At 64.1% G+C, this 21,317-nt stretch carries 22 protein-coding genes; 15 read left to right on the plus strand and 7 right to left on the minus strand.

Annotated elements, in window-relative coordinates; translation table 11 throughout:
- The first annotated feature begins 2 nt into the window (after positions 1-2).
- Entirely contained in the window at positions 3-3,149 is a 3,147-nt protein-coding gene (locus PMI04_RS13430; protein ID WP_007711987.1) for an amidohydrolase family protein, read from the plus strand.
- A 169-nt stretch (positions 3,150-3,318) separates the two neighbouring features.
- Here the strand turns inward: PMI04_RS13430 and PMI04_RS13435 are convergent, their stop codons facing one another.
- Both PMI04_RS13435 and PMI04_RS13440 read right to left on the minus strand, forming a co-directional pair.
- Positions 3,319-4,005: a hypothetical protein gene (locus tag PMI04_RS13435; RefSeq protein ID WP_007711985.1), complete on the minus strand. Its 687-nt coding sequence runs from the start codon at positions 4,003-4,005 to the stop codon at positions 3,319-3,321.
- A complete protein-coding gene (locus PMI04_RS13440) occupies positions 4,002-4,490 on the minus strand; it encodes an RNA polymerase sigma factor (RefSeq protein ID WP_004212209.1) in 489 nt (162 codons plus the stop codon). Before PMI04_RS13440 ends, PMI04_RS13435 begins: the two co-directional genes overlap by 4 nt.
- A gap of 237 nt (positions 4,491-4,727) precedes the next feature.
- Between PMI04_RS13440 and PMI04_RS13445 the strand changes: the two genes are divergently transcribed.
- Together PMI04_RS13445 and PMI04_RS13450 are read left to right on the plus strand one after the other, a co-directional pair.
- Positions 4,728-6,035 carry a S8 family serine peptidase gene (locus tag PMI04_RS13445; RefSeq protein ID WP_007711984.1) on the plus strand — a complete coding sequence of 436 codons (1,308 nt, stop codon included), beginning with the start codon at positions 4,728-4,730 and terminating at the stop codon, positions 6,033-6,035.
- 99 nt (positions 6,036-6,134) lie between these two features.
- Positions 6,135-6,854, plus strand: a complete 720-nt coding sequence (locus PMI04_RS13450; protein ID WP_007711982.1) for a hypothetical protein — start codon at positions 6,135-6,137, stop codon at positions 6,852-6,854.
- An 88-nt stretch (positions 6,855-6,942) separates the two neighbouring features.
- On the opposite strand, the gene PMI04_RS13455 is transcribed toward PMI04_RS13450, so the two are convergent.
- The 3 genes from PMI04_RS13455 to PMI04_RS13465 all read right to left on the minus strand — a co-directional run bounded on the left by PMI04_RS13455 (position 6,943) and on the right by PMI04_RS13465 (position 9,582).
- The gene (locus tag PMI04_RS13455) at positions 6,943-7,551 is read right to left on the minus strand and encodes a methyl-accepting chemotaxis protein (RefSeq protein WP_007711980.1); all 609 of its coding nucleotides are present in this window, start codon (positions 7,549-7,551) and stop codon (positions 6,943-6,945) included.
- 164 nt (positions 7,552-7,715) lie between these two features.
- Positions 7,716-8,423: a response regulator transcription factor CtrA gene (ctrA, locus tag PMI04_RS13460; RefSeq protein WP_007711959.1), complete on the minus strand. Its 708-nt coding sequence runs from the start codon at positions 8,421-8,423 to the stop codon at positions 7,716-7,718.
- Positions 8,424-8,688: 265 nt separating this feature from the next.
- Positions 8,689-9,582, minus strand: a complete 894-nt coding sequence (locus PMI04_RS13465) for a LysR family transcriptional regulator (RefSeq protein ID WP_037486785.1) — start codon at positions 9,580-9,582, stop codon at positions 8,689-8,691.
- A gap of 108 nt (positions 9,583-9,690) precedes the next feature.
- Here PMI04_RS13465 and PMI04_RS13470 point away from each other — a divergent pair, with 108 nt between their 5' ends.
- From PMI04_RS13470 to PMI04_RS13480, 3 genes are all read left to right on the plus strand, one after another.
- A complete protein-coding gene (locus PMI04_RS13470) occupies positions 9,691-10,410 on the plus strand; it encodes a pirin family protein (protein ID WP_007711957.1) in 720 nt (239 codons plus the stop codon).
- 131 nt (positions 10,411-10,541) lie between these two features.
- The gene (wrbA, locus tag PMI04_RS13475; protein ID WP_007711955.1) at positions 10,542-11,141 is read left to right on the plus strand and encodes an NAD(P)H:quinone oxidoreductase; all 600 of its coding nucleotides are present in this window, start codon (positions 10,542-10,544) and stop codon (positions 11,139-11,141) included.
- A gap of 237 nt (positions 11,142-11,378) precedes the next feature.
- The gene (locus tag PMI04_RS13480) at positions 11,379-12,185 is read left to right on the plus strand and encodes a DUF3800 domain-containing protein (protein ID WP_007711954.1); all 807 of its coding nucleotides are present in this window, start codon (positions 11,379-11,381) and stop codon (positions 12,183-12,185) included.
- Positions 12,186-12,233: 48 nt separating this feature from the next.
- Here the strand turns inward: PMI04_RS13480 and PMI04_RS13485 are convergent, their stop codons facing one another.
- Entirely contained in the window at positions 12,234-12,440 is a 207-nt protein-coding gene (locus PMI04_RS13485) for a hypothetical protein (protein ID WP_193378309.1), read from the minus strand.
- A 150-nt stretch (positions 12,441-12,590) separates the two neighbouring features.
- On the opposite strand from PMI04_RS13485, the gene PMI04_RS13490 reads away from it, so the two are divergent.
- Genes PMI04_RS13490 through PMI04_RS13505 form a run of 4 tightly spaced genes read left to right on the plus strand, consistent with a single transcriptional unit; the run spans position 12,591 to position 15,129 of the window.
- Positions 12,591-13,046 carry a carboxymuconolactone decarboxylase family protein gene (locus PMI04_RS13490; RefSeq protein WP_007711952.1) on the plus strand — a complete coding sequence of 152 codons (456 nt, stop codon included), beginning with the start codon at positions 12,591-12,593 and terminating at the stop codon, positions 13,044-13,046.
- A complete protein-coding gene (locus PMI04_RS13495; protein WP_007711951.1) occupies positions 13,046-13,906 on the plus strand; it encodes a sigma-70 family RNA polymerase sigma factor in 861 nt (286 codons plus the stop codon). The genes PMI04_RS13490 and PMI04_RS13495 overlap by 1 nt, the downstream gene beginning before the upstream one ends.
- A gap of 52 nt (positions 13,907-13,958) precedes the next feature.
- Positions 13,959-14,528, plus strand: coding sequence for a hypothetical protein (locus PMI04_RS13500; RefSeq protein WP_283184783.1), 570 nt, complete (start codon positions 13,959-13,961; stop codon positions 14,526-14,528).
- A gap of 25 nt (positions 14,529-14,553) precedes the next feature.
- Entirely contained in the window at positions 14,554-15,129 is a 576-nt protein-coding gene (locus PMI04_RS13505) for a hypothetical protein (RefSeq protein WP_007709232.1), read from the plus strand.
- A 312-nt stretch (positions 15,130-15,441) separates the two neighbouring features.
- Here PMI04_RS13505 and PMI04_RS13510 read toward each other — a convergent pair whose 3' ends face one another.
- Positions 15,442-16,401 carry an acyltransferase family protein gene (locus PMI04_RS13510; protein WP_007706372.1) on the minus strand — a complete coding sequence of 320 codons (960 nt, stop codon included), beginning with the start codon at positions 16,399-16,401 and terminating at the stop codon, positions 15,442-15,444.
- 71 nt (positions 16,402-16,472) lie between these two features.
- Here PMI04_RS13510 and PMI04_RS13515 point away from each other — a divergent pair, with 71 nt between their 5' ends.
- From PMI04_RS13515 to PMI04_RS13535, 5 genes are all read left to right on the plus strand, one after another.
- Positions 16,473-17,153, plus strand: coding sequence for an RNA pseudouridine synthase (locus tag PMI04_RS13515; RefSeq protein ID WP_007706370.1), 681 nt, complete (start codon positions 16,473-16,475; stop codon positions 17,151-17,153).
- 16 nt (positions 17,154-17,169) lie between these two features.
- Entirely contained in the window at positions 17,170-17,595 is a 426-nt protein-coding gene (arfB, locus tag PMI04_RS13520; RefSeq protein WP_007706368.1) for an alternative ribosome rescue aminoacyl-tRNA hydrolase ArfB, read from the plus strand.
- A 92-nt stretch (positions 17,596-17,687) separates the two neighbouring features.
- On the plus strand, positions 17,688-18,701 hold the full coding sequence (locus tag PMI04_RS13525; protein WP_007706366.1) for a glycosyltransferase family 2 protein: 1,014 nt from the start codon (positions 17,688-17,690) through the stop codon (positions 18,699-18,701).
- Positions 18,694-19,389 carry a class I SAM-dependent methyltransferase gene (locus PMI04_RS13530; protein ID WP_007706363.1) on the plus strand — a complete coding sequence of 232 codons (696 nt, stop codon included), beginning with the start codon at positions 18,694-18,696 and terminating at the stop codon, positions 19,387-19,389. Before PMI04_RS13525 ends, PMI04_RS13530 begins: the two co-directional genes overlap by 8 nt.
- Complete coding sequence (locus PMI04_RS13535) at positions 19,386-21,302, plus strand: GtrA family protein (protein ID WP_007706360.1); 1,917 nt, start codon at positions 19,386-19,388, stop codon at positions 21,300-21,302. Before PMI04_RS13530 ends, PMI04_RS13535 begins: the two co-directional genes overlap by 4 nt.
- The last annotated feature ends 15 nt before the right edge of the window (positions 21,303-21,317 follow it).

Consider the following 21,317-nt stretch of genomic DNA (forward strand, 5'->3'; position numbering starts at 1 on the left):
GCATGACATCCCTGCCGGACCTCAGCCGCCGCGAGGCTCTCGCGGCGGGCAGCATCGGCCTGCTGGCCACGGGCAGCGCCACATCGATCGCCCAATCCTCGCCCGGTGCCCCGGCGGCGGGCAAGGAGACGGTGGTGACGGTCGAGGATTGCACCAATGTCGCCCTCACCCTCTCGCCCGATGGCAAGCGCATCGCCTTCGACCTGCTCGGCATTCTCTGGACCCTGCCCGTCGGCGGCGGCGCCCTCACCCGCCTGACCGGCGACTTCGACGATCTGGCCCAGCCCGACTGGTCGCCCGACGGCAAGCGGATCGCCTTCCAATCCTATCGCACCGGCAATTTCCATATCTGGTCGGTGGCCGCCGATGGCAGCGACATGCGCCAGCATAGCGACGGCCTGCTCGACGATCGCGAGCCGCGCTGGTCGCCCGATGGACGCACCATCGCCTTTTCCAGCGACCGGGCGGAGGGCCGCTACGCCATCTATCTGCTCGACGTCGCCAGCGGCCAGGTCACGCCCCTGTCCAAGGGGACGACCAATGACAGCGAGCCGGCCTGGTCGCCGGACGGCAAGACCATCGCCTATGTCGCGGGCGGCACCAAACTGGTGACGATCGATATCGCGACCGGCGCCGTGACGGAGGTCGCGGCAGTGACGCCCTCGGCCGATCGCTACAATCCATCGGCGATCATGGCCCCGGCCTTCGCGCCCGACGGCAGCATCGCCTATACCCGGCTGGAGCCGGGCGCATTGACGCTGGTCCATGGCGACAAGGATATCGTCGCCGGCGAGGATATCTATCCCTTCCGCCCCGCCTTCGCGAAGGATGGCACGATCTTCTACGGGTCCAACGGCAAGCTGCGCGCGCTCAAGGGTGGCAAGGCCAGCATCATCCCGTTCAGGACGCAGGTGCCCGTCACCACGCCCGACTACAAGAAGAAGGCGCGCGACTTCACCTCGACCACCGCCAAGCCGGTCGTCGGCATTGCCGCGCCGATGCTGTCGCCCGATGGCAGGACCATCGTCTTTGGCGCGCTCAACGACATCTATGTCATGCCCGTCGGCGGCACCCCAAAGAAGCTGGTCGCCGACGGCTATCACAAATGCGATCCGGCCTGGTCGCCCGACGGCAAGACCATCGCCTATAGCTGCGATCGCGGCGGCACGCTGGACCTGTGGCTGCACGATGTCGCGACCGGCAAGGAACGGCAGCTGACCAACATCCCCGACAAGGCGGTTGCCTGGGGAAGCTGGTCGCAGGATGGCGCGCTGATCGCGTTCCTCGACCAGGAAGGCGCACTGCACAGCGTCGAGGTTGCGACCGGCACGGTGCGCAGGATATTCGACGCGCTGTGGGAACCGGGCCGCCCCTCCTTCGGCCCGGGCGGCAAGACCATCGCCTATGCCGCGTTCAAGCCGGTCACCGGCCGCTATCGCGAAGGCGCCAGCCAGATCCTGACCGTCGACCTTGCCACCGGCAAGGGCCGTTACCAGGCCGTGGCGGAAGGCAAGTCGCTGGGCGTGCGCGGCCATGACGGCCCGGTCTGGTCGCCCGACGGCAGCATGATGGCCTATGTCTTTGCCAGTACCCTGTGGGTCGTGCCTGTCGGGCCGGACGGCAGTTTCGCCGGCGCACCGCGCCAGATCAGCACCGAAACCACCGATGCGCCAAGCTGGAGCGGAGACAGCAAGTCGCTGCTCTATCTCAGCAACGGCAAGCTGCGCCTGGTCGCCGTGGCGGGCGGCGCGGCGCAAACCATTCCATGTCGGCTGACATGGGCCAATGCCAAGCCTTTGGGCCGCACCATCATCCGGGCTGGCAAAATCTGGGACGCACTGTCGCCAGATTACAAGACCGGCATGGACGTCGTGATAGACGGCAATAGCATCACCGCGATCACGCCCCATGACGGCACCGCGCCGTCGGACGCCAATGCGAAATTGGTGGACGGCGGCGCCCTTACCCTGATGCCGGGCCTTATCGACATGCACACCCACCGGCAGATGGCGGGCTATGGCTATGGCGACCGGATGGGCCGGCTGTGGCTGGCGATGGGCGTGACCGCGACCCGATCGCCCGGATGCCCGGCCTATCATATGGTTGAGGATCGCGAGGCGATCCAGAGCGGCCAGCGGATCGCCGCGCGCCACTATGCCACTGGCGAGGCGATCGACGGCGGGCGCATCTTCTACAATTTCATGCGGCCGGTCACCGAAAAGGGTCAGATGGCGCTGGAACTGGAACGCGCCCAGGCGCTGGATTACGACATGGTGAAGACCTATGTCCGCCTGCGCCATGACGTGCAGAAGGATGTGGTGACGCAGGCGCATCGCATGGGGATGCACCTGTCGTCCCATTATCATTATCCTGCGCTGCATAGCGGCATGGACTGCATGGAGCATACCGGCGCCACCAACCGCTATGGCTATTCGCGGACGATCACCTCGCTGGGTGGCGGCTATCATGACGTGAACGACCTGTTCGCGGCGGCCAAGGCCGGGCGCACGCCGACATTGTTCGCGGCGACCGCGCTGCTGGGGCTGGACGATGGTTTCGTCCACGACCCGCGCATCACCACCCTCTATCCCAGATGGGAATATGACAAGCTGTTGGCGCGGGTGAAGGCGATGCAGGGCGATGGCGGCAAGCCGATGCTCGCCTCGCTGGAGCGGCAGGTCGAACAGATCAAGATGACGCTGGCGGCGGGATGGCATCCTTTCTCCGGCACGGATGCGCCGATCGACCTGACCGCGATCAGCCTGCACCTCAATCTGCGCGGCATGGTGAAATATGGCATCAGCCCCTATGAGGCGCTGATGATGACCACCCGCTGGGGCGGCGAGTTTCTGGGCGAGCCGGTCGGCCGGATCGAGCGCGGCATGCTGGCCGATATGATCCTGGTCGAGGGCGATCCGCTGAAGGACATTACGGCCGTCGCCAATGTCCGCCAGGTGATCGCCAATGGTGTCGTCCATACGCCCGAGGCGCTGATGGCCCCGTTCGTCGGGGCAAAGCCGCAGGCGGCGGTGACCCCGGTGCTGCCGCAACTGGCGGACGCCCACCAGCATTTTTGGTGGCACGACCCCGACTATGTCCAGTCGAGCCGGGCCGCCTGCTGTGCCGGCCATGCGGTAGCGCATGCCTGAGGCGGCCCACCGACGCGACAGTTGAAAGTTCACAGTGTCGTGGGCCGCGAAATCGGCCGTTTCTGCGGAAATACGCGCGTGCTACGCGTCGCTGACGCGCCCACGAAGCGACAGTAACGCTACGCCAAGGCGACACGGAAGCGACAGTCACGCGACAGCGAAGCGACGCTTAACGCCAGCCGGCCGCCTGCGCCGCCCGCTCGCCCTGCGCATCGACCGGGGCGCCGTCGATCAAGCCGTCGATGGTGACGAGAAGGCGTGGATCGGCCGAGGCGGCCTGGCGATATTCGCTCGCCTGGCCCTTGCCGGGCACCGCCTGCAGCACTTGCCAGCCGGCATCGGTGCGGCAGGCGACGCCGGCCATGGCCGCGCCGTCGAAGCTGCGGCACCAGCCGCCGCCCTTGCGCCGGAAGCTGAGGCCGATGCGGACCGGGCCATCCTCCCCGGCCGAGGCCAACTGGCTGTCGAGCGCGGTGGCGAGCGATCCCCGCGCCAGCATCGCGCCATCCTTGACCGCGATCGGTCCGTCCGACCCGCCGGACATGCGGCCGATGCCAAGGCCCAGGAGCAGGCTGGCGGCAATCGCGCCGCCCGTCGTCCACGCCCAGCGCCGCGACGGCCGCGCAATCGACACCACCGTCGGCGGCGTGAGCATGGCCTGCATCGCCGCCGGCACATCCTCCTGCGCGATCGGCGCGAAATGGCCGGCCAGCCGCGCGCGGAGCCGCCGATGCTGCTCAAGCCGGGCGGCCAGCGCCGGGTCTTCCGCCACGGCGCGATCGACGCGCCGTCGCGTCACCTCATCCAGTTCGCCGTCGACCCAGGCAATCAGCATGGCTTCGTCAATGTCGGTCATGCCGCTTCCCCCAATAGTTCGATGAGTGCGCCACGGCCGCGTACCAGCCGCGAGGTCAGCGTGCCCATGGGTATGTTCAATATCGCAGCCGCCTCCTTGTAGGACAGTCCCTCCACCAGCACGAGCGCGATCGCCTCGCGCTGTTCGGGCGGCAATGCCTGCATCGCCCGGTCGACGTCGGACAGGGTCATGGCCTGTTCCACCGCCTTGTCGCCGGCATAGCCGACATCGGCCCCCGCCTCTTCCGGCGCGAAGGTTCTGGCGGCCCGCTGACGGGCGCGGCCCTCATCGATCCAAAGATTGCGCATGATCCGATACATCCAGCTATCGAGCCTTGTGCCCGGTTGCCACTGGTCGCGGGCGCGCAGCCCCTTTTCCAGTGCCGCCTGGCACAGATCGTCGCCATCGGCGCGATCATGCGACAGGCTGGCGGCAAAACGCCGCAGCCGGGGCAGGATCGCCAGCAGGTCGCGCTCGAACGACATGGTTTCTCCATATTCTTCGTTTGAAAAATGCGCCCAAGCGCATTTTCAGTACCGCACCAGCCCTCTCCCCCACCCGACCACCCATAGAATATAGCCGTTGGGTGGCCGGGTGGGGGAGAGGGCTGGTGCGGCAAATCCGGTTTCAATCGGATTTACAAACGACCACTTCAGGGATGAAACGTCCCGGCCCGGCCGTTTCATCCCCATCGCACCCTAGCGATCGGAAATTTTTTGACGATGGACGATTTTGACGCTGAAAGGGCCGGCGATGACCGGCGGGAAGAGACAGAGATGAAATGGACGCGCCCGTTGCTGATCGCGGGGTTGTGGCTGGCGGCACCGGCTGCGCAGGCGCAATTGCTGCCGGCGCCGGCCGCCGGTGCGCTGGGCGGGGTCGGCCAGGTTTTGCCCGATACGCTCGACCGGCTGGGCGGCATCGTCGACCAGAGCGGGCTGGATCGGCTGTCGCCGGCACGGCTGGCCGATCGGCTGGCCGCGGCGCGCACGGCGCGGATTGACGCGCTGCTGCGCCAGCATGGCGACGCAATCGAACTGGATGACCGGAGAGAGCCGGCACGGCGCGGGATCATCCTGCTGACCGGCGCGGATGCGGCAGCGATCGAGACGCTGCGCGCGAAGGGCTATGGCGTGGAGCAGGTCGAGACCGAGGGGATCGACATGGCGATCACCCGCCTGACCGTGCCGGACGGCCAGAGCCTGGCGCGGGCGCTGCGCAGCGTGCGCAAGATCGCCCCGCAGGCGCAGGCGAGCGCCGACAATCTCTATTTCCCGAGCGGTGCGGCTGCGGAGGGGCGATCGGCTGCGCTGGCAAGCCATGGGTTGGTCGGGCGCGGCGCGGCGGGATTGATCGATGGCGGCGTGGCCGCTCACCCGGCCCTGGCCGGCGCGATCGAGCAGCGCGGCTTCGTGACCGGCGCGCCAAGGGCCAGCGCCCATGGCACGGCGGTCGCGTCGCTGATCGGCGGCAATGGTAGCCTGAAGGGCGCCGCGCCGGGCACGCCGCTGCTGGTCGCCGATGTCTATGGCGACGATCCGGCCGGCGGCAGCAGCTTTGCCATCGTCCGCGCGCTGGGCTGGATGGCGGCGCGCGGCGCGAAGGTGGTGACGATCAGCCTGGTCGGGCCGGACAATCCCTTGCTGGCCGGCGCGATCCGGCTGGTGCGCGACAAGGGGATGATGCTGGTCGCGGCAGTCGGCAATGACGGCCCGGCCGCCCCACCCGCCTACCCCGCATCCTACCCGCAGGTGATTGCGGTGACCGGCGTGGACGGGCGTGGCCGGTTGCTGCCTGAGGCCGGGCGCGCAGCCCATGTCGATTTCGCCGCGCCCGGCGCGGACATGATGGCGGCCGATATGGACGGCGGCCGCGACAAGGTGCGCGGCACGTCCTTTGCGGCGCCTTTGGTGGCCGGTCGCCTGATGGCTGGCGGATCGGTCGAGGCGCTGCGGCGGGAGGCGAAGCCCGGTCGCAGCAAGGGCTATGGCGCCGGAATCCTGTGCGAGACTTGCAGAAATATGTACTGAATTTCCATGACTTGCGCGAAAATTTCAGGCTTTCGGGATTAAAGCGCAACGCCCCGCCGTTGTCCTGTCATCGGATCAAGATGACCAAGGAGACGGTCCATGAAGACGCAGATTATCATCGCAACCGCCTGCCTCGCGGCGCTGACCACGGCCCCCGCCTCAGCCCAGCTGCTGGGGGGTGGCGGCGCCCTGGGTGGTGGCGGCCTGGGCGGCATGACCGGCGGCCTGGGCGGCACGCTGGGCGGTTCGTTCGGTGGATCGGGCAGCCTGGATCGCAGCATCGACCTCGACAATGGCCGGGTCGGCGCCAGCGGCAGCGGCAATGGCCGCGCCGAAGGATCGGCAAGCCGGCATGGCAAAAGCCGCTCGGCAAGCGGATCGGGATCGGCCAGCGGCAATCTGGCGGTCGATACGCTGGGCACCAGCGATGTGCGCGGCGCCGCCGGCACGGCGCGCAGCCAGGCCAGCGATGGCGTCGGCGCCATCCGTGACAAGGCAGGCAGCAGCGTCGCCACCGCGCGCGACCGGACCCAAAGCGCTGTGGCGGGCACGCAGGACCAGGTGAGCAGCACGGCAACCGCCGCCCGCGATCGCGCCGGCAGCACCGTCGCATCGGCCCGGGACAAGGCCGGTTTGGCCACCAGCGGCGCGCGGTCGGCCGCCGCCAATGCGGCGGGCAGCGCGACCAGCACCATCGGCAGCGCAGCATCGATCGACGCGAGCGGCCAGCTTTCGGGCAGCGGCGAGACCCATGGCAGTACCAGCCAGCCGCAGAGCGAGGCCGCGACCCCTTCCTCTTCCGATCAGGCCACGGATTGACCCCATAGCCCCGTAGCCGTCGCCTGACGGATACGGCCGGCGATCGCGATGGATCGCCGGCCGTATCTTCTTGTCCATTGGCGGCGGTTCAGGCCGAGGCGATCACCATCGCACGCGCCCGGTCGGTGGCGGTCCGGGTATCGCCGGCCAGTTTCTTCACCTCCGCTGCGACGACGGCAAAGCCGCGTCCTGCCTCGCCCGCACGAGCCGCCTCGATCGTGGCGTTGAGGGCCAGCAAATTGGTCTGGCGGGCGAGGCCGCTGATCGTGTCGACAATATCCACCAGCCCGTCGACCGTATTTTTAAGTTCGGCGCGCAGGGCCTTGGATGGCGTCGTGTCCGTCGCAATCTTGAGGATGCGCTCGACCTGGCCCGCTTCGTTGAACACCGGATTATAGGTGGCCTGCAGCCAAACCTCGCGGCCATATTTGCCCAGCCGGCGATATTCGCCGGCATCGAAATCGCCCCGGCCGAGCTTTTCCCAGAAGGTCGCATAGCCGGAGGAACGCGCATATTCGATGTCGCAGAAAATGCGATGATGATGCCCGGCGATTTCATCCAGCCGATAGCCCATCGTCCCGAGGAACAGGTCATTGGCCCAAAGGACGGTGCCGTCCGGCGCGAATTCGATCACCGCCTGCGACCGGCAGATGGCGTCCCAGACGGCGTCCGAACTGAAAGCTAAGGCTAGGCCCATGAAACTGAATACTCCTTCCAGTCTTGCCTAGAGACAGGATGGTAAACAGATTCCTAATTATACATAAATTACATAATTTGTCATATGCTTAGACCAAAGGAGAAGGCCGGAAACCCCTGCGGATCACCGGCCTTTCCACCCCCTGGCAAGCGAAGGCGATCGGATCAGGCGACCTGCGCCTCGAACGCCTCGATCTCATCGGGATCGCGCAGCACATAGCCGCGGCCCCAGACCGTCTCGATATAATTGTCGCCGCTGCAGGCCAGCGCCAGCTTCTTGCGCAGCTTGCAGATGAAGACGTCGATGATCTTGAGTTCAGGCTCGTCCATACCGCCATACAGATGGTTGAGGAACATTTCCTTGGTGAGCGTCGTGCCCTTGCGCAGCGAGAGCAGCTCCAGCATCGCATATTCCTTGCCGGTCAGATGGACGCGGTTGCCGTCCACTTCCACGGTCTTGGCGTCGAGGTTGACCGCCAGCTTGCCGGTGCGGATGACCGACTGCGAATGGCCCTTCGAGCGGCGCACCACGGCGTGGATGCGCGCGATCAGTTCCTCGCGGTGGAAAGGCTTGGTGACATAATCGTCGGCGCCAAAGCCGAAGGAGCGGACCTTGCTGTCCATCTCGGCCACGCCCGACAGGATCAGCACCGGGGTCTGCACCTTGGCCGCCCGCAGCTTCTTGAGCACGTCATAGCCGTGCATGTCGGGCAGGTTCAGGTCGAGGCATATGATGTCATAATCATACAGCTTGCCCAGATCGAGGCCTTCCTCACCCAGGTCCGTCGTATAGACATTGAAGCCCTCGGTCGTGAGCATAAGCTCGATCGCCTTGGCGGTGGTCGGTTCATCCTCAATCAGCAGCACGCGCATGTGAAGCCCCTTTGCGTCGCAGGTCCGTTCACCCCACCAGAACGGCTTCTGCTCCTAATCATTAACCAAAAAACTTCTGAAGGACAAAGGTTAATTTTTCGCTAACCCGCAGAAACCCGCGAGTCGCTTGAAAACGAATCTATTTACAAAGAGTTGAAGCCGAGAGCCGTCCATCGGAGTCAATATGGATTCGGCCACGAAACGAGCCGATTTCACGTCGTCCCGAAATGGCCCCACATGGCATTCCGCACGCGCCGTGGCGCGTTCAGCATCCATGGTGCCGGGTCAGGAAGTCCAGCAGTGCTTCTACTCGCGCCGGGCGCAGGCGCGATGGCGGGGTCACCAGATGCAGGCCGAAGGGCGGCGGCCGCCAGTCGAGCAAAATCTCTTCCAGCTCGCCCGACTTGATCGCATCGCCGACGATGAAATCGGGCAGGCGGGCGATGCCGACGCCAAGGCGCAGCGCGGGCATCATCGCCTCGCCGCTGTTGACGGTGATGCGCGGACGCACCTGCACCGTCACATTCTGCTGCCCCGGCCCGGTAAAGCGCCAGACATCGGGCGCTGCCACGTTGGAATAGCAGAGGCAGTCATGGCTGCCGAGATCGGACGGATGGGTCGGTTGGCCACGCTCGGCGAGATAGGCGGGCGAGGCGACGACATGCATATGGACATCGGCCAGCCGGCGCGCACGCAGCGAGCTGTCGGGCATGTCGGCGATGCGGATGGTGGCGTCGAGGCCCAGTTCAACGATGTCGATCTTCGCATCGGACAGATGCAGATCGACATCGACCAGCGGATGTTCCCGGGTGAATTGCGCGATCATCGGCGCAATCCGCAGCAGGCCGAAATTCATCGGTGCGCCGAGCCGCACCGTGCCCGAGAGTTCGGCGGTCTCGTCGCGCGCGGCTTCCTCCGCCGCCTGCCCTTCCACCAGGATGCGCTGGGCATGGTCGGCAAGGCGCCGGCCGCTTTCGGTCAGCGCCAGGCGGCGGCTGGTGCGGCTGAACAGGCTGGTGTCGAGATGCTGCTCCAGACGGGTCACCGCCTTGGACACGGTGGCCTTGGAGACGCTGAGCGCCTTGGCCGCGTCGGTGAAACTGCGATGTTCGACCACGGCGGCGAACATCGCCCAGGCCTCAAAATCCGGTAGCCGCATAGGGAAACAATCCGTTTCAACACTGCCTATTCAAGAAACGATCCTGATCGCTAGATTGTCGGAAAGCAAGCCGGAAGCATCCGGCACCGCAATCGAAAGGCAGACCCCATGAGCACGACAACCGCGAGCCGCATCGAGCGCCGCCCGTTCGCGTCGCTCGGCCATGCCGACCATGGCTGGCTGAACGCACGGCATCATTTTTCCTTCGCCAATTATTATGATCCCGCCCGCATGGGCTGGGGCGCGATCCGGGTGTGGAACGACGACGAGATCGGTCCGCGCTCGGGCTTTCCGCCCCACCCGCACAGCGACATGGAGATCATCACCTATGTCCGCACCGGCGCGATCACCCACCAGGACAGCCTGGGCAACAAGGGCCGCACGCAGGCGGGCGACGTCCAGGTGATGTCGGCCGGCACCGGCATTCGCCACGCCGAATATAATCTGGAGGACGAGACCACCACCCTGTTCCAGATCTGGGTCATTCCCCGGTCGGTCGGCGGATCGCCCAGCTGGGGCGCCAAACCCTTCCCGAAGGGCGATCGCTCGGGCAAGCTGGTCGTGCTGGCCAGCGGCCATGACGAGGACAGGGAAGCGCTGCGCATCCGGGCCGACGCCCGGTTGCTGGGCGGCACGATCAAGGCCGGCGACAGCGTGACCTATGACAGTGCCGAGGGCCGCCACCTGTACCTGGTCCCGGCGACGGGCCGGATCGAGATCGACGGCCAGACCTTCGAGGCGCGGGACGGCGCCGCCATCATCGGCGGCGCGCCCATCACCATCACCGCGATCGAGGACAGCGAAATCGTGCTGGTCGACAGCGAATAGACATGAAGCTTACGCGCCGGTTCTTTATCCCCTCCCCCAACGAACCGGCCCGGGTCGCCCGCATATCCCCTCCCTCCATGCAGGCGACCACCCCTTTCAACCCTTCCAGTTTCAGATGAGGAGACGTGACAATGGCTAAGGTTCTGGTTCTCTATTATTCGTCCTACGGACATATCGAAACGATGGCCAAGGCCATGGCCGAAGGCGCAGTCGCCGCCGGCGCGCAGGTCGACATCAAGCGCGTGCCCGAAACCGCGCCGCTGGAAGTCGCCCAGGCCGCCCATTTCAAGCTGGACCAGGAAGCCCCGGTCGCGACCGTCGCGGAGCTGGCGGATTATGACGCGATCATCGTCGGCACCGGCACCCGCTTTGGCCGCATGTCGAGCCAGATGGCGTCGTTCCTGGATCAGGCCGGCGGCCTGTGGGCGCGGGGCGCACTCAACGGCAAGGTCGGTGGTGCCTTCACCTCGACCGCGTCGCAGCATGGCGGCCAGGAAGTGACCCTCTTCTCGATCATCACCAACCTGCTGCATTTCGGCATGACGATCGTCGGCCTGGACTATGGCTTTGCCGGTCAGATGGGCGTCGACAAGGTGCGCGGCGGATCGCCCTATGGCGCGACCACCCTGGCCGATGGCGACGGCAGCCGCCAGCCGAGCGAGGAAGAACTGGACGGCGCCCGCTATCAGGGCCGCCGGATCGCCGAAACCGCGATCAAGCTGCACGGTTAATCGCAGCCAGCGCCGTCTGGGGAACGCAGCCTGGCTGCGTTCTTCGGTCGCATGGGTGCGCAATCAGGATGTAGGGAGCTGGCACGCCGGGACTGCGCGCCAGCTCCTTTTTCTTTAGCATCTCTATTGGACGCTAAAGTGCGACGATGGTAATTTCGTTTTCTAGAAAAGATGATCGCAAGTATCTCTTTTAGATGCAGTCAACGGCCCATGACCTAAACGATCAGAGAATCTGACATGACTTGGCAAGCTTATATCGACGAAAGCGAGCAAGATGGCATCTTCGTTTTAGCAGGATATTTATCGACCTCAGATAAATGGGGGGAATTTTCTGCCGAATGGTCGCCGTTAGCACGGAGATTTGGTAGAATTGATGCCAATGGCAGATGGTCTCTGCACATGTCCGAGCAACGCCTAGACCCTGACTTACTACACTACCTCCCCGCATTTCAAGAAATTATAGACAAATATACCGATTTATGCTTTGGAATATCTCTTGATATTAGAGATTTCAAAGCTGGCGTCAATCGCGCTGTGGTCATAAATTCAAATGGAGAACGAGTAAAAATAAAGGGGCCAGCAATTGAAAATCACTACACTTATGCATTTAGCAGAATGTTATCGATATTTCCCAAATTAATTTCAAATTACGAAGAAATTAGTGGGAAATCATATAATTTTGGAAAAGTAGATTTTATCTTTGATGAAAGGTCAGAAAAAAATAAAATCCTACAATTGTACGAAATACAAAAAAATCAATTTTCTTCAAAAAATTTCCTAAGATCCGCTCCGACATTCAAAGATGATGCGGATACTCCGCCACTTCAAGCCGCAGATTTTATATGCTACTTAATATGCAAGTGCATTAAAGATTACGGAATAGAAAAAATTACAGACAATACAATTGCCCACACATTAACACCATGGAAATCAAATCCAACTATAATTTCACTTTACAAAATAAACTCTGATGGAATTTTTAATTTTATTAAAAGTCAAGTCCTGAAAAATCATCCAGGTTTATATGTATTTGACCAAAAATAATCGTGAATTCAGCGTAATTATTACATATTTCCGTATTACAACTCCATCTTATCCCAGCGTCTTGGGCGTGACCCAGACTTCGACCGGGGTGATGAACTTGCCCGGTGCGGGCTTGCCGACGACGACGCGGTCGGCGGTGACCAGTTCGCCATTTTCAAGGTTCAGCGACACCCAGGGCTTGGGCATGCGCTCGAACTTCATCTTCTGGAGGGGCTGGCCGGTGGCCGTGTTCATGATGGTGGCAATGATAGACATAGGCGGCGCCGGCTAGCGCCTGCCCCCGCCCCCTGTCCAGAGCCGGAATCGGCAAAATATTTTCGGCCCTCATGAAAAAAATCGCATCCCATGTCACATCGGGCGCAGCCGTCTCGTCATGTCAGCAATAGCAAGCAAAGGAGCTGTATCATGACCGACAAGATCAATCCCTATGCCGCCGCGCCGCAGTTGATGAAGAGCTGGACGGCCCTCTCCACCGCCGTCGCCGACAGCCTGGAGCCGAGCCTGATCGAACTGGTGAAGATCCGTTCGTCGCAGATCAATGGCTGCGCCAACTGCATCAACATGCACACGTACGAAGCGCGCGAGAAGGGCGAAACCGAACAGCGCATCTACCTGCTGTCCGCCTGGCGCGAGGCGCCCTGTTATACCGACCGCGAGCGCGCCGCGCTGGGCTGGACCGAGGCGCTGACCGAAATCGCCAAGGGCCATGCCCATGAGGCTGCCAAGGAGGCGCTGAACTGGGAATTCACCGAGGAGGAGCAGGTGAAGCTGACCCTGATGATCAACATCATCAATGGCTGGAACCGGATCGCCGTCGGCTTCAACCTCTGGTACGACATGCCGATGAAGGCAGCAGCCTGATGAATGGGGGGACGCAGATGGACGCCGCCGACAGCTTCGACCCGCTGCGTCCCCGCCTGATCCGGGTCGCCTATCGCATGCTCGGATCGGTCGCCGATGCCGAGGATGTGGTGCAGGACGCCTTCATCCGCTGGATGGGCACCGACCGCAGCGCGGTGCGCGAGCCCGAAGCCTTTCTGCGCCGCACCGTCACCCGCCTCTGCCTGGACCAGATGAAGTCGGCGCGGGCGCAGCGCGAAACCTATGTCGGCCCGTGGCTGCCCGAACCGGTGGTCGAGGAAGCGGACGAGGAAGAGGACGTCACCCTGCCGCTGATGCTGGCATTGGAGCGACTTTCGCCGCTGGAGCGGGCCGCCTTCCTGCTGCACGATGTATTTGGGCTGGCCTTTGACGAGGTGGCGAGGACCATCCAGCGCGATGCCGCCGCCTGTCGCCAGCTCGCCGCCCGCGCGCGCGACCATGTGCGCGACGCCCGCCCCCGCTTCCAGATCGAGAAGCAGCGCGGGCTGGAGATTGCCGGCGCCTTCTTCGCCGCCTCGCGCAGCGGCGACATGAGCATATTGGGCGCGCTGCTGGCGCAGGATGTCAGCTTCCACAGCGATGGCGGCGGCAAGCGCCCCGCCGCGATCCGCTCGGCGATCGGCCATGGCCAGGTGATGCAGGTCCACAAGGCGCTGGCGGTGCTGTTCGGCAAATATGGGTCGACCCTGCTGCGCACCTGCATGGTGAACGGCCTGCCCGGCTTCGTCACGCGCGAGGCCGATGGCGAACTGCAGACCACCGCGCTGGACATAGAGGATGGCCAGGTGACCGCCATCTACATCATGCGCAACCCGGACAAGCTGCGTCATCTCCATTGATTAATGCGCGGATAAGCCCGTTCCTTGGGGAAATGGCAGGCCCCGCCGCGCCATGGCAGCATCGGGGACCGGGAGCGACACGAAGATGGTTGGTGCGATCGGCGGCTCGGGCAATGGCTGGGGCCAGTTCAAGAAGGCGATGGAAGAGCTGGCCCAAAAGGCGCGGCAGGCGAGCCAGAACAGCAATAACACGACACCGAAGGTGACAGAGGCGAGCGCGCCGGTGGCTACGGCGCCGGTGGCGGCGGCCGAGCCAGTGGCGAGCGTCCCACCGGCTACTGAAACCGCGCCGCCGGCCGCTCCGGCACCGGTTGTCGCGAACGAACCGGCAGCGGTCAGCGATAGCGTTGACGTGTCATCTTCGCCGTCAATCTTGACCTATAGCGCGCCTTCGCCTGCGCCGCGGACCATGGCGGCGCCCGAGACCACGCTGGACGAACAATTGTCCGATGCGGGCTATTATGCGTCGCCGGCGGCATCGGCCGTGCCCGATCCGGTCGCCCCCGCCCAGCAGGAGAATGCCGCCGCGCTGAGCCAGGCCCAGGTGATCGCCCAGGCCGCCTACGCCCTGGTCGCCCGCGCCGGCGAGGATCATCGCCTGTCGCTGATCCAGAAGGGGTGAAGCGGGATGCCGGGTCAAGCCCGGCATGACGGATGTGGGTAGGGCGGCTTGCGACCATTTGCTGACCGTCCGTTTCTGGCTCATACCTCGGCATATGGAACTTCGACACGGTATTATCGCTGCAGGTGTGTTGGCGCTTTCAGGGTGCTCGTACATCTACGATTTGCGCGCCGTAGTCATCAATGGCCAAATCGCTTTTATCGTTGACCCCAAATCACGGCAGCAAGCCAACTGCATCCGCAGCATACATGTGAAGACCGCGAACGGGGAAACTACACAAGCGAAACCGGGACCAAATGATGACGAAGCTCTCGTCAAAAATGGTGTATTCTGGTGGAAAGACCGTGCCGTAGATCAATGCCTTAACAAATTCCCTATCCGATATGGTCAGCCGCTTGCGGGGCAGCCTTTTGTTTATTCTGGTGGTGACACGAAAGGGGTCGAGGCAAAGCCGTTGGTTATCGGCGTCGTCTACGAAGTGGATACCGGAGGATCGGGATCGGGCTATGGTGGAGGGAAGTTCCGTATTCGGTCTGATCGAACCGTAGAGAACTTACCTTTGGACGGCGCATCTTCTGCCAGCACTACGAATGACCGCTAACCACCCAAGTCTGCCTTTCCCTTTTCCCTCTCCGCGCCCCCGCGTCTCCGCGTGATTCATGTTCGCGCGGAGCCGCGAAGAGCGCGGAGAAAGGGGTATGAAGAACTGCCAAAACAATCTGGCGCTTAGCACGCCAACTCCGTCACCCCAGCGAAGGCTGGGGTCTCAGGCGGTGGCAGAAGGAGGTCAGCCGTCTTGCGCTATCCATTCACCTCGCCTGCGCCTGCTTGAGATGCCAGCCTTCGCTGGCATGACGAAATAGGGAAGCGTCCGCTAGCCACTCCCTGCTGAACGGAGATGGCCTTACCCCGCCTAGAGCATCCAGCGGCTGAGGCGCGGGGACAGGCGGATGAGGTGCCACAGGGCGAAGGGCGCCAGCAGGGCGAGCGCGAACAGCCAGGGCTTGGCCAGATAGGGCGTGCCATAATGGATGATCGCGACATGCAGATACATGATGACCAGCGACGCCCGGCCGATCGCCGCGAGCGGGGCGGCCAGCGGCGCGATCCGGGCGGACAGGCGGAAGAGCAATAGCGACGTCGCGATGCCCGATCCGATCGACAGCAACGGCCAGCCATAATCGCCCGCCTTCATGTTGAGCGTCGGCAGCCAGCCGGCAAGGCCCGCCAGCGCGAGCAGGCCCAGCGGTGCGATCCAGAGGTTGCGCCAGCGCAGCCGGGGCCAGAGCGCGCCGACCCAGAGCAGGATCATCGCCATCGGCACGCTCAGAAGGCCGAGCGGCGAAACCTCCGTCATCCAGCCCAGCCCCTCCGCCAGCACCAGCAGCCCGGACATCAGCACCAGCCATTGCGGGTCGCGCGGATCGGGCCAGCGGTTAAGCGCCAGGTTGAACAGGATGCGCGCCATCATCAGGCAGGGCACGAACCAGAAGATGGTATAAGGCCCGCGCAGCCAGTAGCCGCCGAGCAGGATCGGCAGCAGATCGCCCGGCCATTGGTGGAAGATCGGCACATGGCCGCGCGCCGGCTCGATGAACTGGTCCGCCAGGATCAGCAGCGCGAGGAAGATCGCATAGGGGCGCATCTGGCCGAGCAGTTGCCGCCGGGTGAAGGCGCCCACGGAATGCGGGCGCGAGAGCATGCCCGACAGCAGGAAGAAGAGCGGCATGTGGAAACTGTACATGGCGTCGCGCAAGGACCCGCGGGTCCAGACATGGCCGACCACCACGGCGATGATGCCGATGCCGCGCGCGACATCGACCCAGTCGAGCCGCTGTGGCGCATGATCGCGGGTGATCCCCCTATTCTCCATCGCCTTCACGCCCTATAGAAAGCTGCGTAGCGGTCAATCGCCCGCCCTCCCTTCCCGATCGGATATCGTTCTTGGCCCTTCTTTCCGACCTAGTGCTGTTCATCGATGGCGAAGCCATCATCCTCGACAAGCCCGCCGGCCTGCCGGTCGACGCGCCGCGCGACGGATCGATCAGCCTCGAAAATCATCTCGCCTCGCTGACCTTCGGCTTCCAGCGCTGGCCGCTGGCGGTCCACCGGCTGGACCGCGACACCAGCGGCTGCCTGCTGCTGGCCCGCAATCCCAAGGCGCACAAGCGCTTTGCCGCCGCGTTCGAGGCCGGCACGGTCCAGAAGCGCTATGTCGCGGTACTGGCTGGCGTGCCCGAGGCGGACGAAGGCACGATCGAACTCTCGCTCAAGAAGGTGAGCACGGCGGCCAGCGGCTGGCGCATGATTGCCGCCAAGGCCGGCAAGCCGGCCGTCACCCACTGGCGCAAGCTGGCGGAGAAGGATGGCCGTGCGCTGATCGCCTTCACGCCGGAAACCGGGCGCACGCACCAGATCCGCGTGCACGCCGAACATGGCCTGGGCTTCGGCATCATGGGCGATCCGGTCTATGGCAATGGCGAGGGACCAATGCTGCTGCACAGCCGCTTCCTGAGCGTGCCGCGCGGCGACAACAAGGCCCCCGCCCAGGCCACCGCGCCTTTGCCCGAGACCTTCGTCGCCGCCGGTTTCGGCCCCGAGATATTGGAGGAAGCCGGGCTGTAAGCCCCGGTCATCCGCCATGGTCGCCATCCCCGTCACCCGCTCCATCGCGATCGACAGCGACGAGATCGTCGAGAGCTTCGCGCGCGCGTCGGGGCCGGGCGGCCAGCATGTGAACACCACCGACAGCGCGGTGATGCTGCGCTTCGACGTCGCCGCCTCGCCCGGCCTGCCCGAGGCGGTGAAGCAGCGGCTGGCCGATCTGGCCGGATCGCGCATGACCCGCGACGGCGTGCTGATCCTGCGCAGCGAAGGTGCGCGATCGCAGTTGCTCAACCGGCAGGAGGTGCGCGAACGCCTGTTCGCGCTGATCCGCGAGGCGACGATCGTACCCAAGAAGCGGCGCCCGACCAAGCCGACCAAGGCATCGCAGAAGCGCCGTGTAGACGGCAAGACCAAGCGCGCGGCGGTGAAGCAGGGGCGCGGTCGGGTCAGGATGGATTGAACGCCCGCCCGACCGGGCGCGCCGTTATCGTTTACAATACGTCAATATTTATTGGTTAACGCCGCTTTGAAACCAGCGAGGGGCGTGACCAGATGACGGACGATGACTTTGCGCCAAGGCCCGGACTGTCGGTCGTTATCCCCTGCTATAATGAAGAAGCCGTCCTGCCCGAACTGATCCGGCGCTTGCGGGCGGTATGCGACGCGCACTTCCCCGATGATCATGAGATCCTGCTGGTCGACGATGGTTCGAGCGATGCCACCTGGTCGCTGCTGCGCGGCTATGCCGACAGCGTTCCGGCCATCACGGCGGTCAACCTGGCCCGCAATCATGGCCATCAGCTCGCGCTGAGCGCCGGCCTGCAGCTATGCACCGGCGATCTGGTGCTGGTGATGGACGCGGACCTGCAGGACCCGCCCGAATTGCTGCCCCAGTTCATCGCCAAAATGGCCGAAGGCTATGACGTGGTTTACGGCCAGCGCACCCGGCGTGCGGGCGAAACGCTGTTCAAGCGCGCCACCGCCAGCGCTTTCTATCGCCTGCTCGACCGGCTGGTCGATGTCTCGATACCGCGCGACACGGGCGATTTCCGGCTGATGAGCCGGCGCGTCGTCGACCAGTTCAACGCCATGCCCGAACGGTTCCGTTTCGTCCGTGGCATGGTGAGCTGGATCGGCTTCGGCCAGGTCGCCCTCCCCTATGAACGCGATCCCCGCCTTGCCGGCCAGAGTCATTATCCGCTGCGCAAGATGATCAGCTTTGCGATCGACGCGATGACCAGCTTTTCCACCATGCCCTTGCGCTTCGCATCCCATCTGGGTCTGGCGCTGGGCGGGCTGGGCATCGCCGCGCTGGTCTGGGTGATCGCCGCCTATGCGATGGGCGGAACGGTCGCCGGCTGGAGCAGCCTGGCCGCGCTGATCCTGATCATGGGCAGCGTCCAGTTGCTCGTGCTCGGCATATTGGGCGAATATCTGGGCCGCATGTATATCGAGAGCAAGCAGCGGCCATTGTTCATCGTGCGCGAAATCCGCCGCAAGGCGATCGCGCGGGATAATCCTGTCCATGCCCTCAACGACAAGCTGAAGCAGGTGATCAATGGCTGAAGCCGAATTTGACGCGGTCGCGAACGACTATGTCGATCAGCATGCCCGCTCCATTCAGATCAGCGGCGAAAGCCCTGATTTCTTTGCCGACTACAAGATCGCCGACCTGCGGCGCATGGCCGACCGCCTGGGCTGGTCACCACGCCGGATTCTCGATTTCGGGGCCGGTATCGGCAACAGCCTGGCGCCGCTGCGCCGCTATTTCCCCGATGCCGCGATCACCTGCCTCGACGTGTCCGACCAGTCGCTCGACATCTGCCGCAGCAAGGCCAGCGGCGACACCCGCTTCCTGTGCTATGACGGGGAGAGGTTGCCGGACGATCTGGGCCAGTTCGACCTGATCTTCACCGCCTGCGTCTTCCACCACATCCCGGAGACGCAGCATGTCGACTTGCTGCGCCAGATCCGCCAGGCGCTGGCGCCCGACGGGATGTTCGTGCTGTTCGAGCATAATCCGTGGAATCCGCTGACCCAGCGCGCGGTCAGGGCCTGCCCATTCGATCGCAACGCGGTGCTAATCAGCGCGCCCGAGATGCGCGCGCGCTTCAGGGCGGCGGGCTTTGACCAGATCGACCGGCGCTATCGCATCTTCTTCCCGCGCGCGCTGGCGGCACTACGGCCGCTGGAACCGCTGCTGACAGGCGTGCCGCTGGGCGCCCAATATTCGCTGGCCGGTCGCGCCGCATGATCCAGGCGCTGTTGCGCTTTTCGCTGGTGGGGCTGCTTAACACGCTGTTGGGCTATGCGATCATCCTGGCCGGGCTTGCCACCGGACTGGGCGATTATCCGTCCAACCTGCTGGGTTATGCCGGTGGACTGGCCTTTTCCTTCTTCGCCCATCGGTCCTGGACCTTCCGGTCGGGCAATGGCGCATCCTGGGCGCAGGCGAGCGATTTCGTCCTCGCCTTCCTGATCGCCTATGGCGCCAACCTGCTCGTGATCGGCAGCGCGCGATGGATGGGGTTCATCGATAATCCGCTGACCCACCTCTTCGCCATGGCCAGCTATTCGGCAGTCTTTTTCCTGCTGTCGTCCACCCTGGTGTTCGACAGTCGGCGGAGCGGCCTGCTGTCCGGCACAATCGGTCGCTTCGTGCAGAGCCATTATCCCGAACTGAGCCTGGTGCTGGCTGCCCTGCTCTGCTGGGTGACGATCCGCGCCACCCCCATCACCCATGACGTCGTCTGGCAATATTGGATCGCGCGGCAGATGCTGGGCGGCGCCAGCCTGTACAAGGATATCTGGGAACTGAACCCGCCGCTCTGGTTCTGGAGCGCGGTGCCGGTGCAATGGATGGCCGAAGCCTTGCATGTCCAGCCGCTGCGCCTGATGATACCGGTCATCATCGCCCTGGGCACGGTTTCCGCCCTGTTGTTCGGGGTGCTGGGCACATGGCAGTCGCCCGCCCGTCGCTGCGCCATGATGCTGATGGCCTTTGCCGTCATGGTTCCCATGCCGCTCTATGATTTCGGCCAGCGCGAACAGCTCGCGCTGATCGGCGCCCTGCCCTATGCCGCGCTGATCGCGCGACGCCGGCTGGGCCTGGCAGTGCCGCTGACCATCGCCATTCTGGTCGGGCTGTTTGCCGCCTATGCCTTTGCGCTCAAGCATTATTTCCTGACCATTCCAGTGCTGCTCGAAGCCTGGCTTGTGCTGGGACTGCGGCGCCATTGGCGCCCGATCCGGGCCGAGACGCTGACGCTGGGTCTGGCAGCGCTGCTGTACGCCGGTTGCGTCCTGCTGTTCGCGCGCGATTTCCTGACGCAAATGGTGCCGATGGTCGGCATCGCCTATCATGGCTATCAGATCCCGTTCATCGACGTCTGCCTGCGCGCCTTCCCGATCCTGTGGATGGTCTTCCTGCTGCCGCTGGCCTTTTATGCACTGACGCGCCGCATCGCGATCGAGCCGATTCTGGCCACCGTGCTGCTCACCGCGCTGGGTTTTGCCTTCGCCTATTTCGTGCAGCAGAAGGGCTGGCTCTATCACAGCATTCCCGTCACCGGCGCGCTGCTGCTGGCGCTGGGGCTGGCGGTATCGGTCAATGGCCTGCGGCGAATGCTGGACTATCCGCTGGCCATGCTCGCCCTGACGCTGGGCCTGTGCTTCTGCTTCTCCATCGGCCCATATCGCAATTTCCTGGAAGACAGGATCAATGCCGTGCTCGATACCGTACCGGCCGGCGAGCCCGTGCTGGCGGTAGCGACCGACCCGATGTGGACCTGGCCGGAACTGGAACAGCGTGGCCTGACCTATCCGTCGAGCCTCTATTCCTATTGGATGCTGCCGGCGATCGGCCAATGGGAGAAGGACGGTCGCGGCGGTCCCCAATTGCGCGCTATGGCCGATCAGGTGCTGGAACGGTCGGCCCGCGACCTGCGCTGCAATCCGCCCGCATTGATCGTCATCGAGCGGCGCCGGACCAATATCCAGCAGCCCTCCGACTTCAACGTCCAGCGCTTTTTCATGCAAAACCCTGACATTCGCGGCTTCATGGCCAGTCACTACCGTGCAGAAGCACCGACCGACTATCTCCATATCTATCGCCGGATCGGGACGGTGCCGAAGAGTAGCGAAGCGGGATGCCGCGTTTTGCGTTGACGCGCGAAACCGCTA

This window comes from Sphingobium sp. AP49, assembly GCF_000281715.2.
Lineage (GTDB): Bacteria > Pseudomonadota > Alphaproteobacteria > Sphingomonadales > Sphingomonadaceae > Sphingobium.

What these genes read in the sequence shown, in the direction of transcription:
- PMI04_RS13490 (WP_007711952.1), top strand. Translation starts at nt 12,591, where the DNA reads ATGACCGACAAGATCAATCCCTATGCCGCCGCGCCGCAGTTGATGAAG.
- arfB (WP_007706368.1), top strand. Translation starts at nt 17,170, where the DNA reads ATGGTCGCCATCCCCGTCACCCGCTCCATCGCGATCGACAGCGACGAG.
- PMI04_RS13485 (WP_193378309.1), bottom strand. Translation starts at nt 12,440, where the DNA reads ATGTCTATCATTGCCACCATCATGAACACGGCCACCGGCCAGCCCCTC.
- PMI04_RS13480 (WP_007711954.1), top strand. Translation starts at nt 11,379, where the DNA reads ATGACTTGGCAAGCTTATATCGACGAAAGCGAGCAAGATGGCATCTTC.
- PMI04_RS13525 (WP_007706366.1), top strand. Translation starts at nt 17,688, where the DNA reads ATGACGGACGATGACTTTGCGCCAAGGCCCGGACTGTCGGTCGTTATC.
- PMI04_RS13430 (WP_007711987.1), top strand. Translation starts at nt 3, where the DNA reads ATGACATCCCTGCCGGACCTCAGCCGCCGCGAGGCTCTCGCGGCGGGC.
- PMI04_RS13510 (WP_007706372.1), bottom strand. Translation starts at nt 16,401, where the DNA reads ATGGAGAATAGGGGGATCACCCGCGATCATGCGCCACAGCGGCTCGAC.
- PMI04_RS13450 (WP_007711982.1), top strand. Translation starts at nt 6,135, where the DNA reads ATGAAGACGCAGATTATCATCGCAACCGCCTGCCTCGCGGCGCTGACC.
- PMI04_RS13535 (WP_007706360.1), top strand. Translation starts at nt 19,386, where the DNA reads ATGATCCAGGCGCTGTTGCGCTTTTCGCTGGTGGGGCTGCTTAACACG.
- PMI04_RS13530 (WP_007706363.1), top strand. Translation starts at nt 18,694, where the DNA reads ATGGCTGAAGCCGAATTTGACGCGGTCGCGAACGACTATGTCGATCAG.
- PMI04_RS13495 (WP_007711951.1), top strand. Translation starts at nt 13,046, where the DNA reads ATGAATGGGGGGACGCAGATGGACGCCGCCGACAGCTTCGACCCGCTG.
- PMI04_RS13435 (WP_007711985.1), bottom strand. Translation starts at nt 4,005, where the DNA reads ATGACCGACATTGACGAAGCCATGCTGATTGCCTGGGTCGACGGCGAA.
- PMI04_RS13445 (WP_007711984.1), top strand. Translation starts at nt 4,728, where the DNA reads ATGGACGATTTTGACGCTGAAAGGGCCGGCGATGACCGGCGGGAAGAG.
- PMI04_RS13440 (WP_004212209.1), bottom strand. Translation starts at nt 4,490, where the DNA reads ATGTCGTTCGAGCGCGACCTGCTGGCGATCCTGCCCCGGCTGCGGCGT.
- PMI04_RS13470 (WP_007711957.1), top strand. Translation starts at nt 9,691, where the DNA reads ATGAGCACGACAACCGCGAGCCGCATCGAGCGCCGCCCGTTCGCGTCG.
- PMI04_RS13455 (WP_007711980.1), bottom strand. Translation starts at nt 7,551, where the DNA reads ATGGGCCTAGCCTTAGCTTTCAGTTCGGACGCCGTCTGGGACGCCATC.
- PMI04_RS13505 (WP_007709232.1), top strand. Translation starts at nt 14,554, where the DNA reads ATGACGGATGTGGGTAGGGCGGCTTGCGACCATTTGCTGACCGTCCGT.
- PMI04_RS13465 (WP_037486785.1), bottom strand. Translation starts at nt 9,582, where the DNA reads ATGCGGCTACCGGATTTTGAGGCCTGGGCGATGTTCGCCGCCGTGGTC.
- PMI04_RS13500 (WP_283184783.1), top strand. Translation starts at nt 13,959, where the DNA reads ATGGCAGCATCGGGGACCGGGAGCGACACGAAGATGGTTGGTGCGATC.
- wrbA (WP_007711955.1), top strand. Translation starts at nt 10,542, where the DNA reads ATGGCTAAGGTTCTGGTTCTCTATTATTCGTCCTACGGACATATCGAA.
- ctrA (WP_007711959.1), bottom strand. Translation starts at nt 8,423, where the DNA reads ATGCGCGTGCTGCTGATTGAGGATGAACCGACCACCGCCAAGGCGATC.